Genomic DNA, 15,592 nt, shown 5'->3' on the forward strand with positions numbered 1-15,592 from the left:
CTAACTTGGTGTTTTGGGGGTTCTAATGAATTCAGTCAGTTCCTTTTGCATTCGAATAGCAGTGCCGTCAGTATAAAAGGATGAATGAAAACTGTTTTTTGATAATTCAGTCTCTTCAACTGGCCACTGTAGTAAATTTAATATAATTCGCGCTAAGCAAGATTGTAAACAAGCATGCGCAAGCAAAATCCCTGGAAGAACGTTTGTTGGGAATGACTCCCCGTGTGCTAACATGTTCCTTATACTAGCTAAGCCAATTATATCTTCAGTATCGAAAATCGGCCAAAATTCTTCAATTTGCAAGTTAAGAGATTTTTCCATGCTTTCAAAAGAATTTTTCAGTGAAGGTCGATTCAATTCACTAATTTTCCCTTGCATTTTTTTTATTTCTTTTGGTGTTAATTCATTTAAAAGACATTCTTTTAAACTAAATTTTATCTTTGTCTTTAATTCATCCCATCGAGTAATATCTATTATATACTCAGTGCCATCTAACCTTTTATAGGTAATGACTAATGATTCTAGAGCCTGAAACATGGTTAGAAAAGATAATTCAACTATAGTATCATTGTTTGTGATGACTGCATTGATGGCTCTGGTGATAGATTCTTTAAATCTACTTGATTGATAAATAACAAGGCTTCGATTTAAAAAAGTTTCTATCTCATCTTTTTTAATTATGCCCACACGGAAATCTCTTATATCATCAACTTTGAATGTGTTATTTCTGTAATAGCGAAAACAATTGTTTATGCTAAACACAGTCCAACCGGAACATCGAATTTTTCCTGCTTGTGCAAAAGAAGCCAAAGTCAGCATATCATCGATTTTTAAAAGATAGTCAATGTTAATTTTTTCAGGAATTTGAGCTTCACTGTCTACGTTGAAATCTAAGGTCAGAACTTGATAAGGCTGCATAACAGTTTCATATTTATCTTCTTTTATATTATAAAATAAATCACCATGAATTGTATTATCTTGGTCAATGTTTATTTTGGGTTGCCATGTCCTTTTCCTGATGATATTTCCATTAATATCTGTATCGGTGCTTATATTTGGAGATAAAACCGGTGCTTTATTAATATTGAACATTACTAATGCATTACTTGGTGAGCAAGTAAGGTTGCCGCTTATAATGTATACATCCTCAGGTAAAAGAACTAATTCTCTCTTTACTTCATGGTTGGGTAATATAGTTTCTGATACGGATTTCTGATGGGCGTTTTCAATAATGAATGTTTCAATTAGAGTTCCAATAATATTATATCTATGACCAATTATTTTAAATGGACTATTATTATATGAAATTTGATCGGGTATTTTCTCATTAAATAATAAATGTATTTCATTATCTGCATTGTAATTTTTTGAAATTATAAGAGAGCATTCAATAGCTCCAATTTTGAAATTACCACATTCTATAATGGCAGTGTAATTTTGTGTATTGTTATCATTTATTTCCATATTTATTTCCAGCCTAATAATTTACTAAAATTAATTAGTAATAAATTGTATCAGATCTGGCACAAAATCTGTTTGTTCTTTCCATGCTTTCTTCCCCGCATAATCGCCATATGAACGAACAACTAACCGAACTTATCCCCCTACTGCGCAACCTTATCCGCGTCGGCACTGGCAATTTAGAAACGAACTGGCTTCCGTGGTTGGCTATCTTTGCCGCGCTGCATGTGGAAGGGGTGGAACTGCTCTCTTCAGCGGAAGATGTGGTGTTGGATAAAACCCAAATAGCATTTTGCACCGGCTGGCAGGTGACGCTAGAGGGCATGGATGACTAATATAAGCCTGTTGCTGCCCGCGTCGTCCGAGTTGGAACGCCGACTGGCGCTAGCCTGTGCCGACATTACGAATCTGGATGTGCCTTTGCGTCAGCTAACGGAGCATTTACCAGCCTGGATGCGGCCCGGCAACGCAGGTAAACGTTAACCACGGCAAACCCGCCGCCACGCGCGCCAACCCATTGGCGCGCGGTGATACGGGGATGGGTTTCGCCGGGATGTACGTTACCGGCGGGCGGATACCCGGCGGCAAGTTTGGTATCGTTGGCGAACACGGGCCGGAAATTATTAACGGACCGGTCAATGTGATTGGCCGTCGCCAGACCGCCAGCATGGTGGCGACGTTAGGCATGGGGCTTGCTATTTCGGGCATGGCGGCACCGCTACACCCGTATAGCCTGCCGGCCAGTGACTATCGCGCCGCCGGTCTGGTGGGTGGCGCGGTCATCAGCAGTAATCAGCAGGGTGGGACGCAAAACTTTTTTCATATCACCGCCGCCCCGGGGCAGTCACCGCAGGATATCGCCGCGATGATGGCCCACACATACTGGACGAACGCGAGCGCAAGCACGCCGCCCGTGGGCGTAGCTCGTTCAGTGATCGGGGAGATTTTTCATTATGATGGCGGTATTGGGCTTATTCGTTTTTATGCTGCTGACGGTGGCTTATCAAGAGCTGAAGCATCAGCAAACATGGCGGCATCTGACCAGCAGCCGGATAGGACGTCGGCCATCCACCCAGTTTTTAGGGCCACGGCACCAGTACATTAACCGGCGTGCTGCTGCCCGCATTGGTTGTCCATGCTGACATTGCAAGTTATGGCCGATAGCGGTAAAGCATGGACACTGCCGGACGGCAGCGGCACCATATACGGCATGTTTGTGATTGAAAGCATCAGCCAGAATAAAAGCATCTTCTTTCAGGACGGCCCGGCCCAGCGCATTGTATCCACCATTACCTTAAAGCGTGTTGATGAATCACTGGTGGAAACCCTGGGAGATTTAACCGACCAATTGGGCCAACTAAAAAAGCAAGTTAGCCAGAAAATCACGGGGTTACTGGCATGATCCAAATTGACGCGGAGACCGGCAAAGACAGCGCCCCAGCGTTTCAATTGGTGATGGAAGGTGAGGACATCACCGTGCGTATCCACCTATGCCAACCGGGCCAATGCGGAAAGAGCGGTAAAAGCGGCATGGGGAAAACTTCAACGCGGCATGGCCACTTTTTCATTACAACTGGCGCGTGGTCGGGCGGATCTCTATCTAGAAATGCCGGTGAAAGTAACTGGCTTTAAAACCGAAATCGACCAAGCGGAATGGCTGCTGACGGCGGTCACGCATACGCTAAATGAACCACGATGGTAGAAATGGAAGTGAAAATTGATGATCTCACTATGTAATAAAATATTTCACAAATGAGATTTTGATGAAATAATGTACAAAAGTTGGTATCATTAAGATTGGAGGGAAGTTGCGATGATGAAGTATCCGCTGTGTGGATGTGCGGTGCATATGAACAGTAGTTTTAAAGTCTAAACGAGACGAAAGAAAGATATAATCAATGCTCGGATATTAATTGTGGTCATACGTTTGTGACTCACGAAACTTATGTGAGATCCATCGCACAGCCAAGCATTGTCGCTCCAGTAGCACCTCATCCTTCCTTGAGTAACCAGACTATATTGAATTTTTGATTTCATAGATAGTAAGTTAAGTATAAGGTATTGGTTAACAAAAAAGATTAGCTCATCGAGAAAATATTATATTTCCTTTTCCTGTGATCCTACGTTGATAGTCAATTTACTCTTACTTTTTAAACCTAAATTATCGTATGTAAATATACAAATCATATCGTTTGATGGTGAATAACTGACCCCTTTTCCGCCATAGGTGGCTAAATAATAAAATACTTCGTTTTTATCATTTGAACAATAAGAGTTGTTGACCATCAAAATGACATCTTTACCATTTTTTATGTTATTCCCGTCTAATGCTCCTTTGTCAAGCATGAGTGCGGGTAACATTATGATACTGTATAAAAGTATTAGGCGGAGATTTGCGTTTATGTTTGGAATGATATTTTTATTGGTAATGATAAAATATGAAGAAGATGATAATACTAAGACACTAATTGCCTTGTAGTATTCTAAATTAGCATCTGAATCAAAATATTTCCACAAGTAATATATAGATGTTAATCCGCTGATCGTGAACAATATATAAAAAAGAATTTTGTAGCCAGAGGATTTTTTTTCTTTGAATGTTAGATAATCACTGTAAGTATTTTTCTTTATTAAATAGCCATCGGAATAAGTAATAAGTGAATGCATAAGACTTAATCCTATAATTGATAACATTGGCAAAATACTTGCTTTAATAATATCAGCTACATCTAAAAGTTGTATGATGGTCTTAATTTCAATGTCAAAATTATCCCAATACCCCCATAGATAGGCAAAGCCACATATTAATATATAAGTGGTAAGTATCGCGGATATAGGTAAATTAAATTTCATATATGACCCTTTCTCTTATAATTAGAATCAATGTGCTATAACATATAGATTACAATTTGTCATTGCAAAAAGAGAAAAAAGAATGATTTTTTTGCTCTCGATAGAGAGCATCTCTTTGCATGGAAATGAGGGATTTTAGCTTCCCAAAAATTGGGCAAATACTATGGTATGATACTAATATTTTCAATAGTTATAATCACATAAAGAAATCAATTGCGAGATCACAAACTCTTCTGATGATAGTGAAATACACTTCAACTAAATTGCTGCTGTCATTTTGCTGCCACTGTATAGCGACAACAAAAAGACCACCTCGTCTAAATGTGGCTTAATCTACTGAATTTTATCATTTTTTTTGGTGGCCCCTGCTGGACTTGAACCAGCGACCAAGCGATTATGAGTAGTGTAAAGGGCCTAATAAAATCAATGAGATATATTTAAAAACAATGGTTTACGTATCAAATACTCACGAGGATTATTGAATATATGTTTCCTCGTGAGACACTTTTGCGACACTTTTCGCCAATGGATTAAGCCTGACCGCTTCGTCCAAATGATCGGGGGAGAAGTGTGAATAACGCATTGTCATCTTGATATCGGTGTGGCCGAGGATGCGCTGCAATACCAAAATGTTGCCGCCATTCATCATAAAATGACTGGCGAAAGTATGGCGTAATACATGAGATGATTGACCGGCCGGTAACTCGATATTGGCCCGGGCGATCGCTTTACGGAATGCTGCATAACAAGACGCAAACAGCGGGCCGTTGGTTTTCGGCAATTGCTCGTAAAGCTCCTCGCTTATCGGCACCGTCCGGTTACGTCGGCCCTTGGTCTTGATAAAGATAATTTTGTGCTTGGTGAGCTGCGAGGATTTGATGGTTTCCGCTTCCGACCAGCGAGCTCCAGTTGAAAGGCAAATTTTCACCACCAATAGGAGTGATTCCGAGCGGCTGTTTTCACATTCCGCCAATAGCCTATCGATTTGTTCGGCTGTCAAAAATGCCATTTCGCTTTCTTCGGTTTGAAAAGGGCGAACGCTTTTTAACGGATTATCATTTTTCCATTCGCCGAGCCGTTCCAACTCGTTAAACATTGCCCGGAAATAGGCTAGCTCCAGGTTTAACGTACGGGGCGAAACAATACTAATACGCGTGGAACGGGCGAAGCCGCCTTTCAGTCGTTTTTCCCGGTAGCGTGAGAAAAGCTGAGCGTTGAACTCGATAGCGCTAGGTCTACCCATGCATTCGTCGGCATGAGTCATGGCGCCTTTTCTTTTTTGCCCATCGTCCAGCGTCACGCCGTGAGCGTTGTACCAGGATTCAATCAGGTCGGCCAAACGGCGTTTATCGGCTTGCTCTTCCAGCCAGGGTTTATTCTGAGTGGGATCCAATGCAAAGCGTTCAAAGGCTAATGCTTCGCCTTTAGTGGCGAATTTTTTCCGCGTGCGCTTGCCTGCAGATCTCCCCAAAGGATAGAAATCAGCAACCCATTGTCCGGTGTCTAACTTTTTGACAGTCATGAAACGGTATCTTCTAGCTGCAGGTCATCACCACGCGAGCCAGGATCTCGATATCCTTTAGGTCGCACTCAAAAGGCATTTCACCTCCCTTAACCTTTACCCGATTGACCGGTATACGGATTACATCGCGAATGAATATTTTTCCTTCAATTTTGAGCAACCAACGTCCGTCTTGAACCTCTTCAAAATCATGGGTGATGATGTACTGAATCGCGCCATCGGCCACGATAGAGGGGTTCTTAACCGGGCTTTGCGGCGTGCTGAAAAATTTCTCGTCGATTTTAAGCGGATTCATTTCATACAGTTCACCATCAACCAGCTTTGAGGCGGGCAGGCTGCTTACATCGTCTTTGTCTTCGGCATGTTTTTTACCTCTACCTGTTGCCAGCCATTCGAGGGTTACCCCGGTATCCGCCATGCATCTGACCACGATATCCGCCGGAAAAAAATCCCGCTTATAGCGCATGGCAAGGCTACTGCTTGAGATATCAAGTAAATGGCATAAGGCTAATTTAGTGTCGAAACCATAAGCCTCAAGCACTCTGTTAAGTACCTCCTTGCCACCTTTCGTTAAATCAATGTGTAGTCTCAAGTTATTTTTCTCTTGATTTGTAGCTTTAAGTGAGTGTAGGATTCACTTTGTAGATTTAAGTGAATATTGCCGAATACTAATGAGCTTGAAGCAACTATGGATGATGCCTTATGCGCCCAAACATTACCATTACCATCCCAACCCCTTACATACCCTTGGAAGAGTACTGCCGCCTTACAAATCTGGCAGTTGGAACGGCCCGCGAGATGATTCGCGACGGACGCCTGCCAATTAAACCTAAAGGCAATAAACCACGGGCGCTGGTAGAAATCAATATGGCCGCCTTGACTGTACAAGCTTTAAGTGAATGCCATATCTCACTCAACGCGTAGTTTACCCTATTTTAATCGTTAGCGTGAACAAGGATTGATTGCCGTTTTGCTCACAAACCTTTTGATGGCGCGCCAGTTCGCAATGCCCAAGTGCAAGACCTGACCAGGTTTGGGTCGGTCGGCATCCAGGCATATTCAGTGAACGCTCTTTTGATATCAATACATATATCTGCGCTTCGTTAGTAATGAGTTGAGGTTGTCTATGACTATTGCGATAGCTTCATTGCTAAAAAAACAGTGCCCCTCACGCCATTTCGGCCATGGCTGGATTGAATTACCCGGCGGCCGGCGATGGAACCCGGGCCGCGCAGTAATCGTTAAACCGCTGACTAAAAGCTTTTTCAAAAAATAGTATTTTAAAAGAGGGAACAGCATATGAATCGATACGCTTTTACCACGTCACATATTCAGACGTTGCCGGTTAATCTGCGCGCCCTTATTGGTAAATTTTTTGCCCATTCCCGCTGGCAAGAAACCTGTGATTTTTATAACGCCTTACCGGAACGTTATCGGGCCACCGTCTGCTTTCACGCGGGCTTGAAAAAACGCCATACGGTTATTTTCCTGCATGAAATGAACGACGCCGATCGGGAATGTCTGGTTAATGCCATGGATGAGTTGCGCAAAGCTTTTGCGAAATATCGCAAGCAAGAGGTGTGCAATGTCGCTTATATGCAGCGCCTGACGATAAGCGAGCGCAAAACCTTATTCATGCATGCCGGTTTAACCGTGGCGGAATTTAGTCAACCGCTGTGGCGCATTGATGATATCGAATGCGGATGGCGCGAGCCGTTGCTAAAGGCGATTCGGGAAATGATTGCCATTTTTGAAGACGCGCCGACTATCCTGACCGCTATTAAACCCGAAGCTTATATCCGAAATTAATTAACCCCTATTCAAAACAAGACGCCTCACCGCGCCGGGCATCGTTTTGCCTGAATTTAAGGAATCAGAAAGAATGAATCAATTTTTACCCACAAGAATGCAACCCGAAACAAACGTTGGCAACCCGCAACCGAGCTATAAGCTGATCCGCCGTCAGGCAATGAATGACGCCGCCGTGCTGTTTTCCAGCCACCTTGATCGCTTTGCCACCCATGCTGAAATCGCGCAGTTGTCGGGATTGGAAATTATCGAGCTGCTGCGCCAGGAATCGGAAAAATTCAACCTTGCCGGGTTTGACGCCTTGGCTCACCGAGCTTAAGGAGGCTGGTCATGCCGGATTTACTCGATCATATTCAAGAGCAGCAGCTCGCCACCCTGGCCCGCCAGATTGCGGATGCGCGTTACCAGGTTAACGCCCATTCCGCCTTTGTCTGCGAAGACTGCGATGCCCCCATACCACAACCACGCCGCATCGCACTGCCAGGGGTGCAGTGCTGCATCAGTTGCCAACAAATACGCGAGGCCCGTAACCGCCACTATCGGCAGGAGCGGTGAGCTGATGAGACTCGATATTGATAGCCGTTATGCCCTTACCCGGCATAACGCCGCTTGTGTGCTGGATAGGTTGACCTGGGACGAACCTGGAGAGGCTTACCTAACGGTGCTTGCCACTTATCTAACCCGCATGGAACACGTAAGCGGCCTGAGTAATGTCGCTACCCGCCGCGCCGGGGCGAATAATATTCCGGCCTTACAGTCTAAAATTCAACGCCTGGCCGGTTTCTGCCAGTACGCTTTTGAACGTAGCACTCCATGACTGCAGTCAGCCGGGACCGTGTTGCCCTTTCACTAACCGAGCCGGACACCGACCGGCTGCCACCGTTCGGCCCCTATCCCTGGAATGCCCCGCGGTCTGCTATCGCCGTCGATAAAAAAACGCTTACCCGTGAACAACACCTTCAGGGGCAAGCGGTTTTATTTCGCATCCGTAATATGCCGCGCTTTTTGCGGCCCTATCTGGAGAACCGCTACGACTATTTGCTCCAAAACCAAGGGCTGATCGCTGCCCATAAATTCTTGATGCTCACGGTACAGAAGCAGCTTTTGCCGCGCATCGACGCGGTGATGAGACGCAACGGTATGAAGGAACAATACTCTTCCCATTTTATCAGCGAGGCGGATAGCTATCGCTGGTTGCCGGATATGACGGATAAATCCCTGGATAGGTTTGCCGGGCGTATCGCCGCGCAACTTCGGGAAGCCTACGAGCTGAAGTGTGATGCAGTCATTGCCGATCATAACGGAGACAATGCCGCGATATTTGATGACCAGACTCAGGCCGAAATCTTTGAACATGTGGCAGGAATGGCCCGGGCGCTTAACGTCATGCCGCTGCACTGGCAAGCCTACCGCAAGGGCAAATTGACCCTGCGTAAAGCGTTCTCCAGCATAAGCCGGCTGGTTAATGATGAATGGTGGGCCCGTCAGCTAAAAGCCCAACGTACCCGCTGGCGCGAGGCGCTGCTGATTGCCATCGGCCAGGTCAATCGCAACGTAACGCCTTATGCCAGTAAACAAGCGGTGCGCGAAGTGCAAGCCCGCCGTCTGGCAAACATGGAATACATCAAAAGCCGCGAGCTGGAAAACGTCGAAACCGGCGAACGTTTTGACCTGATTGATAAAGTGATGGCAAGCATTTCCAACCCGGAGATCCGCCGCATGGAGCTGATGAACACTATCGCCGGTATCGAGCGTTACGCCGCCGCACAAGGTGACGTCGGCATGTTCCTGACCATCACCACGCCATCAAAATATCATCCCACCCGCACCAAAGGCCAAGGCGAGCGAAAGACCGCGCAGTTTAACCACTCATGGGATAAACACGCCTTTTCGCCCAAAGACGGTCAGCGTTATCTGGTGAGCGTGTGGGGCAAAATCCGCACCGCGTTTAAAGACCATGATATCAAGGTGTACGGCATACGCGTTGTGGAACCGCATCATGACGGCACGCCGCACTGGCACATGATGCTCTTTACCCAACAGCAACATCGCCATGACGTTATCGACATCATGCGCCGTTATGCCATGAAGGAAGACGGCCACGAGCGGGGTGCTGCCAAAAATCGTTTTGATTGTAAACACCTTAACAAAGGCGGAGCCGCCGGGTATATCGCCAAATATATTGCCAAGAATATCGATGGTTACGCCCTGGAGGGCGATATCGATAAAGAATCCGGTAAGCCGCTCCAGGGCATTGCCGCAGCCGTCACCGCCTGGGCGTCAACCTGGCGCATACCGCAGTTTCATTTGATTGGCGTTCCCACCATCGGCGCTTATCGAGAATGCCGCCTAATAATGCATATAAGCCTGGCTGATAATTTTGATGAGCAGGTCGAAGCGGTACGGGCTGCGGCGGACGCCGGAGACTTCACCCTCTATATGCAAGCGCAAGGGGGCGCGAACGTGGCTCGAAAAAGCCAAACCGTGAGAGTGGCGCGTCAAGCACATGACAATCTCAACGAATACGACGAAGAAGTACAGAAGGTTGTAGGCATCTTTGCGCCGCACCTGGGGGAGACGCATATCCATCAAACCCGATTAACGGAATGGCGCATCGTTGCCAAAGCTGTTGACGTTGATCTTTTGAATTCAAAAAGCGGCTCTGCCGCGCCTCGGAGTCCTGTCAATAACTGTGGGTGGGGTATCCGAAACGTGGGTAAAAATGGGCAAATTAACCCACCAGAACAGGCCATGGAAGAACGTACTAAAGTAGGGTGGGGGGTAATTGATTGGCACGACGATGAAATCGTCAGGGCGCTTGCGCGTTCGCTCAAAAAAGAACAACGGAACATGAGGCCACAACCAGACAGTATACCGGCTTGGATAAAGGAAAACGCTCCGTCAACCCGATTGAACCAATATGAGCGAAGTCGGTTGAAATATATAAAAAATGATTTAACAAAATACGGGATTTCGGCGGAGGGCTGGATATTAAATATTTTGTCAAGAGGAGTAATATTCAATATAGAAGGTGAAGTAATACAATATGACCATTTAAATGATTTTTATTTCCATGATAACAATATTTGATAAAATTTTTTGAATTTTTGTTTAGTAACGTCTTGGTTAGTAAGTGTCTGGAATTTCTATTACTTTTTATTTGTGGTTATAATATGTTATGTAAGTACAAACAGCAAAATGTTAAGGGAGTGATTTAATGGATCATCGGTTCGAACAAGCATTAATTTTTGAACGTATTGAAATAATTGCAAGACTTGCTGTTTTAGAGGGGAGTACCGCCAAAGACCGTGAAAGCGTATTAATTTTCATTGCTGATATTATGCGGGGGCTTTTGAAAAACCCCTCATATTATTTTGAATAAGTCTATACTACATATTCATTCATTATCATGCCATGAATTAATTTGCTGTGGTTTGACATAACCGGGATGAAGCTTTTCTAAATGATGTTGCTTTTCAAGTAAGGTGAAAAGCAGCATTTCTCTAATATCTTCTTCGGAAATTTTGTAAGCTGCGTAAGCCAATGCCCTGCATTGGCAATTAACATCATCATAGGTGGATGTTGTTGGGTCAAAAAGGTTTTCCATGCTTAACGCCTCCGTTTTCAGAGGTGCCGTAGAAGGGAGTAACCCGGACTGGGCATAGTGCGGAGTACAATTACGGCGACCCTGTTGATTAGCGCCACCTGTAAATGCATATCAATGGCGGTGGCCCAAAACGGGATCTCACTACCGACGTCAACAGCTTGCACGGCCAGCATAAATGCTGCCCGGATTGAGCCACCATTGATAAATTTCAAACGGTGCAAACGGCACCGTCATCAATGATTACTTCAAAAAGGACATAATACCATAAAGATATTATGTCACTGTCGACGTTTGGGAGTGAGAGTTCCCTGCACCACAAGTGGTGCGGGGTGACTATAACTTAATGCTTTTTGCTAAAGCAAGTAAAAAGAAGGTTACAAAAGGTATAATATATTATATTAATCATGTAGTTATGTATGTTTATTTTTCCATGAACTGCTTTTTTGCCCTAGCTTTAGCCATTTTATTTTCACCTTTTTTTAAGAAAAAATGGAGGGGTAAGCACGAGGGTTTCAGCAGTTTTTCTTCCCGTATTTTCAGACATTTATTCTGACTTCTCTCCCTTGAAACAATAAATTTTTTCGGCCTGGGATGACAATCAAGTCGAGGATGATTTTATAGCAAGCTGGATCGCGGCAGTTGGTGCGACTTGAATACTGTATAAAAATACAGTATAACGACAAAGGGAAGAATGAACCCTTTTCGCGACAAAATTCGTCGTCCTGAAACGTGACGAACGCATCGCCTAGCTAATTAACAATCGGCGGATGTGGCGATAAAGGCAAGGAGATGCATTGGTCATGATGGCGGAGCAGGGGTTGGCCCTTATGAAAAGGTTAGGGACGGTCCTCAGTATTACCCCGTCTAGCTGTCATGGCGGACTTATAACGATGATGTTTCTTGCTGGAATGTTGAGACAAAAACGGTTGGCTAACTTTGGGTAGCCTTTACCGTAGGGTGAGTGCTGAAAATGATAAGAGAAAAAGAGTTAAGCGAAGCCTTCATACATGCGGTTTGCGTCGGGGTTAAAGGCGAACGCATCCGTACCGCCGACCTGATCGAGCAAGCCCGGGCCAGGGGGATACATTTAACGCCGGAAGAGGCCAATACTTACTTGGCACGAGTTGCTAAGGGAATGAGGTTAATCGCCGAGGGACGGCATAATCTCAATACCTATCTCAAAATCGGTTGATGCATGCATAGGGCGCGTGGATTTGCATGGTGAGCCGCTATGTTAGCATCCTGCTGAGCACCTGCGCTGGTGTGGGTCGCGTTGGATCAGGCGAGTGCATGAAATGTGACCGGTAAAGCGGGCAGGCGAGGAGGGAATAGCATTGCGCGCAATCTGTGAAATAGTCCACATTAATGACATTAAAATCCTAAAGTAATGATTTTCTTGTTAATAATTTATTTATCTTCCTATTGGGTTGAAAAAGATCAGGAAAAGGAATAATTTTTCTTAATCTTTTGAGAAATTTAGCTCATGGAGTTGATATGAATGTTAACCCGAAGGGTTTTGATCTAAGTAACTCCGTGGTATCATCCTTAGTCAGAATATTGGAAAGGTCAGAACTCCATCTTGACGATGCTGAAATATTTTTCGATTTTCCAATGTATAAAAGTGATGATGATAACTTGGTAATTTCTCAGATTCTTTTAATTAGCCCCACTTATGGCGTGGTGGTATTTTATTCTACGGGTGCTACAAATTATAATATTGAGCAGTTAAAAAAAGACGATAGAAGCCTCGAGCGGATAGCTGGCTTTGTTGTATCAAGACTGATTAGGAATGATCGGTTAAGAAACGGGATGATGGGATTCAATTTGCCGGTACATTCCTTATTATATGCTCCATCAATTGATGAAGAGAATGTTAATCTTGATTTTTTACGCAATACAATTATTACAACGGAAAGAAAGCTCATTGGTACTATAAATTCTTTTGATAAAATTTTTCCGAAAGTGATATTCTCCGAGACTATTTCGACTATCCAAGGCGCTAAAGGTCTTTTAAAACCAGAAGACAGAAAAATTGACACTTTACCCCCTGACTCCAAGGCAGTAAAAATTAACGATGCAGAGTCAAAAATCCTTATGTTTGATAGGGATCAGCAGGAGGGATATATACCCGCCTTAAATGGTCCGCAAAGGATAAGGGGGCTTGCTGGCTCGGGTAAAACTGTCATTCTTGCAATGAAGGTTGCGCAAACATTAATCCGAGACGAAACTAAAAAAGCCACTATACTTTATACATTCAGTACAAAAAGTCTTTATCAGCATGTAACACGTCTCATCCAAAGATTTTACCGTGAATTTCATGATGACTCAACGAATCTTGACAGAGTCAATGTAATGCATTCATGGGGGGGCAGATCTAACTCTGGTGTTTACTATGAAGCATGTGAGGCTTTCGGTTACCCTTTTTTAACTTTTCCAGCAGCCCAATCAGCTAGTCCTATAGGGGGTGATGCTTTTGAGTATGCATGCAAAGAGCTTCTCGATAATATTAATATAACTCCTTTATATGATTATGTTTTCGTGGATGAAGCTCAAGACTATGGTGTGCATTTTTTACGCTTATGTACAAAACTTGCTCGAAATAAACAAGTTTGCTTTGGGGCAGATGTTTTCCAGAATATATTTCAGAAAAAGACTCCTACCGCCAAAGACATTTTTGATGATGGAACCGAGTTTGTTAAAGACCAGTTTCTTGAAGTTTGCTACAGGACTCCATTGGCTATTCTAGTAAGCGCTCATGCAATTGGTTTGGGCGTATATGGAAAACAAGTGCAAAAAATTGAATCAGTTAGATATTGGCGAGATTTAGGATATACAGTAGTGTCGCGCGATGATGGCGAATTTCAAGAATCAGAGGATATAGAGGTCCTAAGAGACGTAAGCAAATCACCAACGCTATCAGACGAAGACAAAAGACAACTTGTTACTTATAACTTCCGATGTAGAGATATTGATGAAGAATTGAGTAAAGTTGTTGCGCTAATTGAAAATGATATTAGATCGGAAGGTCTTTTGCCTGAAGATATATTAGTGATTTGCGCTGACGATTATCACTGCAGTAATTATTTTAATAAATTAACAAAGATTCTTAATTCTCGCGACATATCGACTAATAATATTCATGCCGAAAAAATATCTATTTACGATTTTAAAGTGAAGGGAAGAGTGACTCTAAGTACAGTACATAAAGCTAAGGGCAATGAGGCTTATTCTGTGTATGTTTTAGGTACGGATTTTTTATGCCATAATCTCAATATTAAGAATCGTAATTTATTATTTACAGCCATGACAAGAACTAAAGGATGGCTGTATTTGAGTGGCATAGGTGAAAGTACTATATGCTTAGAAAGGGAGATTGATGAAGCATTAGATAAATCCCCCCGCATAAAGTTTAAATATCCAACAGCCAAAGAAGCTGAGCAAATTGAATATGATATTAAACATGCTGAGCAAATATCTACTAAAGAGTTAAGTGACCTGGAAGCAATGATTCACCGTTTTGGCAGTCTTGAAAAAATGCAAGAATACATGAAAGAGCAAGCTAGCAGAAAGGGGCGAAAATGAACGTTCATAGAGAATTTTCTGATATAGAAGGTTCAGTTGATTTAGTTGACAAAGCCGGACTATTAGGCACTTCTAATGGTTCTGTTGAATTACCGCTAAATTATGTTTCCCAAGTAAAAGGATTACCCTATAGGGAATATTGGGAAAAGTACAATAAAAGTTTTTGGTATCATATTAAACTTGAGGATGAAAGTTTGATTCTTTTTGAAGAGTCAAGTTTTAGATACATCATGTGTCCAATTAATATACCAACTGAAGAAGATTTTATCTATTCTGATCTTGGCGAACACTGGGATATTTTTAGTATTGAAGAAAAAGAGCAGTATATATCTTCTGATGATTTTAGAGTTTCATATGAAAAATATGTTGAGACAACCGCTCATTATAAAAGCCATACGCCAGTGAGATTAGATAAACATCCCAATCAGCATAAGCCAATAGATCACCCTGCGCATCATCTTCATATTGGTTATGAAAATGATTCAAGAATTCCAGTAAAAAGAATTTTGTCGCCTTTAGCATTCACGGCGTTTATCATATCAACCTTTTATCCCAAAGCTTGGGTTAAATTATATAAAGAAGATATTTTAAGTCCTGAGATGTTAGCGACTATAAAAGTAAATTTAGGAATGGTTAGCCATTTGGATCAGCGTTTTTGGGATGATGATCTTGAAGAAAAGAGATTGTATTTGGTATGAGGTTTTGAATTAAATGATGATGTTTTCTCATAAATTTATTTTCGTCATTTTATGATTGTG

16 protein-coding genes, 1 tRNA gene and 5 pseudogenes are annotated in these 15,592 nt (G+C 43.2%); 16 read left to right on the forward strand and 6 right to left on the reverse strand.

From position 1 onward, the window contains the following. Entirely contained in the window at nt 1-1,464 is a 1,464-nt protein-coding gene (locus tag ACL2XO_RS04870; protein ID WP_413742270.1) for a hypothetical protein, read from the reverse strand. Between the two features lie 203 nt (nt 1,465-1,667). Between ACL2XO_RS04870 and ACL2XO_RS04875 the strand changes: the two are divergent. The 5 pseudogenes from ACL2XO_RS04875 to ACL2XO_RS04895 all read left to right on the forward strand — a co-directional run. Then, nucleotides 1,668-1,796 (forward strand): annotated as a pseudogene (locus ACL2XO_RS04875) (baseplate assembly protein); the annotation flags it as partial. After that, nucleotides 1,789-1,893, forward strand: a pseudogene (locus ACL2XO_RS04880) (phage tail protein I); the annotation flags it as partial. The pseudogenes ACL2XO_RS04875 and ACL2XO_RS04880, both read left to right, overlap by 8 nt. A 521-nt stretch (nt 1,894-2,414) precedes the next feature. Then, nucleotides 2,415-2,863: pseudogene (locus ACL2XO_RS04885) on the forward strand (phage tail protein). An 84-nt stretch (nt 2,864-2,947) separates the two neighbouring features. Beyond that, nucleotides 2,948-3,198: pseudogene (locus tag ACL2XO_RS04890) on the forward strand (phage late control D family protein); the annotation flags it as partial. A gap of 76 nt (nt 3,199-3,274) precedes the next feature. Next, nucleotides 3,275-3,492: pseudogene (locus ACL2XO_RS04895) on the forward strand (ogr/Delta-like zinc finger family protein). 66 nt (nt 3,493-3,558) lie between these two features. Here the strand turns inward: ACL2XO_RS04895 and ACL2XO_RS04900 are convergent. The 4 genes from ACL2XO_RS04900 to ACL2XO_RS04915 form a co-directional block, all read right to left on the reverse strand. Next, a complete protein-coding gene (locus ACL2XO_RS04900) occupies nt 3,559-4,314 on the reverse strand; it encodes a hypothetical protein (protein WP_413742271.1) in 756 nt (251 codons plus the stop codon). A gap of 356 nt (nt 4,315-4,670) precedes the next feature. Further along, nucleotides 4,671-4,729, reverse strand: a tRNA-OTHER gene (locus tag ACL2XO_RS04905). Nucleotides 4,730-4,789: 60 nt separating this feature from the next. Beyond that, nucleotides 4,790-5,836: a tyrosine-type recombinase/integrase gene (locus ACL2XO_RS04910; RefSeq protein ID WP_413742272.1), complete on the reverse strand. Its 1,047-nt coding sequence runs from the start codon at nt 5,834-5,836 to the stop codon at nt 4,790-4,792. Between the two features lie 13 nt (nt 5,837-5,849). Beyond that, nucleotides 5,850-6,428: a phage repressor protein CI gene (locus ACL2XO_RS04915; RefSeq protein ID WP_413742273.1), complete on the reverse strand. Its 579-nt coding sequence runs from the start codon at nt 6,426-6,428 to the stop codon at nt 5,850-5,852. A 110-nt stretch (nt 6,429-6,538) separates the two neighbouring features. On the opposite strand from ACL2XO_RS04915, the gene ACL2XO_RS04920 reads away from it, so the two are divergent. From ACL2XO_RS04920 to ACL2XO_RS04955, 8 genes are all read left to right on the forward strand, one after another. Next, nucleotides 6,539-6,760, forward strand: a complete 222-nt coding sequence (locus ACL2XO_RS04920) for a regulator (RefSeq protein WP_413742274.1) — start codon at nt 6,539-6,541, stop codon at nt 6,758-6,760. A gap of 202 nt (nt 6,761-6,962) precedes the next feature. Further along, nucleotides 6,963-7,112, forward strand: coding sequence for a phage filamentation protein Fil family protein (locus tag ACL2XO_RS04925; protein WP_413742275.1), 150 nt, complete (start codon nt 6,963-6,965; stop codon nt 7,110-7,112). 23 nt (nt 7,113-7,135) lie between these two features. After that, the gene (locus ACL2XO_RS04930) at nt 7,136-7,645 is read left to right on the forward strand and encodes a replication protein B (RefSeq protein WP_413742276.1); all 510 of its coding nucleotides are present in this window, start codon (nt 7,136-7,138) and stop codon (nt 7,643-7,645) included. A 97-nt stretch (nt 7,646-7,742) separates the two neighbouring features. Continuing rightward, on the forward strand, nt 7,743-7,964 hold the full coding sequence (locus ACL2XO_RS04935) for a DUF2732 family protein (RefSeq protein ID WP_413743031.1): 222 nt from the start codon (nt 7,743-7,745) through the stop codon (nt 7,962-7,964). Between the two features lie 11 nt (nt 7,965-7,975). Beyond that, nucleotides 7,976-8,200: a TraR/DksA C4-type zinc finger protein gene (locus ACL2XO_RS04940; protein WP_413742277.1), complete on the forward strand. Its 225-nt coding sequence runs from the start codon at nt 7,976-7,978 to the stop codon at nt 8,198-8,200. Nucleotides 8,201-8,204: 4 nt separating this feature from the next. Continuing rightward, nucleotides 8,205-8,462: a hypothetical protein gene (locus tag ACL2XO_RS04945; RefSeq protein WP_413742278.1), complete on the forward strand. Its 258-nt coding sequence runs from the start codon at nt 8,205-8,207 to the stop codon at nt 8,460-8,462. A 386-nt stretch (nt 8,463-8,848) separates the two neighbouring features. Beyond that, nucleotides 8,849-10,735 carry a replication endonuclease gene (locus ACL2XO_RS04950; protein WP_413742279.1) on the forward strand — a complete coding sequence of 629 codons (1,887 nt, stop codon included), beginning with the start codon at nt 8,849-8,851 and terminating at the stop codon, nt 10,733-10,735. Between the two features lie 127 nt (nt 10,736-10,862). Further along, nucleotides 10,863-11,027 (forward strand): hypothetical protein, encoded by a 165-nt coding sequence (locus tag ACL2XO_RS04955; RefSeq protein WP_413742280.1) that lies wholly within the window; start codon nt 10,863-10,865, stop codon nt 11,025-11,027. Nucleotides 11,028-11,042: 15 nt separating this feature from the next. On the opposite strand, the gene ACL2XO_RS04960 is transcribed toward ACL2XO_RS04955, so the two are convergent. Continuing rightward, a complete protein-coding gene (locus ACL2XO_RS04960; protein ID WP_413742281.1) occupies nt 11,043-11,252 on the reverse strand; it encodes a hypothetical protein in 210 nt (69 codons plus the stop codon). Between the two features lie 970 nt (nt 11,253-12,222). Here ACL2XO_RS04960 and ACL2XO_RS04965 point away from each other — a divergent pair. The 3 genes from ACL2XO_RS04965 (at nt 12,223) to ACL2XO_RS04975 (ending at nt 15,532) form a co-directional block, all read left to right on the forward strand. Then, complete coding sequence (locus tag ACL2XO_RS04965; RefSeq protein WP_413742282.1) at nt 12,223-12,444, forward strand: hypothetical protein; 222 nt, start codon at nt 12,223-12,225, stop codon at nt 12,442-12,444. A gap of 302 nt (nt 12,445-12,746) precedes the next feature. Next, complete coding sequence (locus tag ACL2XO_RS04970) at nt 12,747-14,834, forward strand: DEAD/DEAH box helicase (RefSeq protein ID WP_413742283.1); 2,088 nt, start codon at nt 12,747-12,749, stop codon at nt 14,832-14,834. After that, nucleotides 14,831-15,532, forward strand: a complete 702-nt coding sequence (locus ACL2XO_RS04975) for a DUF2290 domain-containing protein (protein ID WP_413742284.1) — start codon at nt 14,831-14,833, stop codon at nt 15,530-15,532. Before ACL2XO_RS04970 ends, ACL2XO_RS04975 begins: the two co-directional genes overlap by 4 nt. Nucleotides 15,533-15,592 lie beyond the last annotated feature (60 nt).

Origin of the sequence: Sodalis sp. RH15 (assembly GCF_047324255.1) — a bacterium.
In the GTDB taxonomy this organism is placed as follows: Bacteria; Pseudomonadota; Gammaproteobacteria; order Enterobacterales; family Enterobacteriaceae; genus Acerihabitans; species Acerihabitans ligni.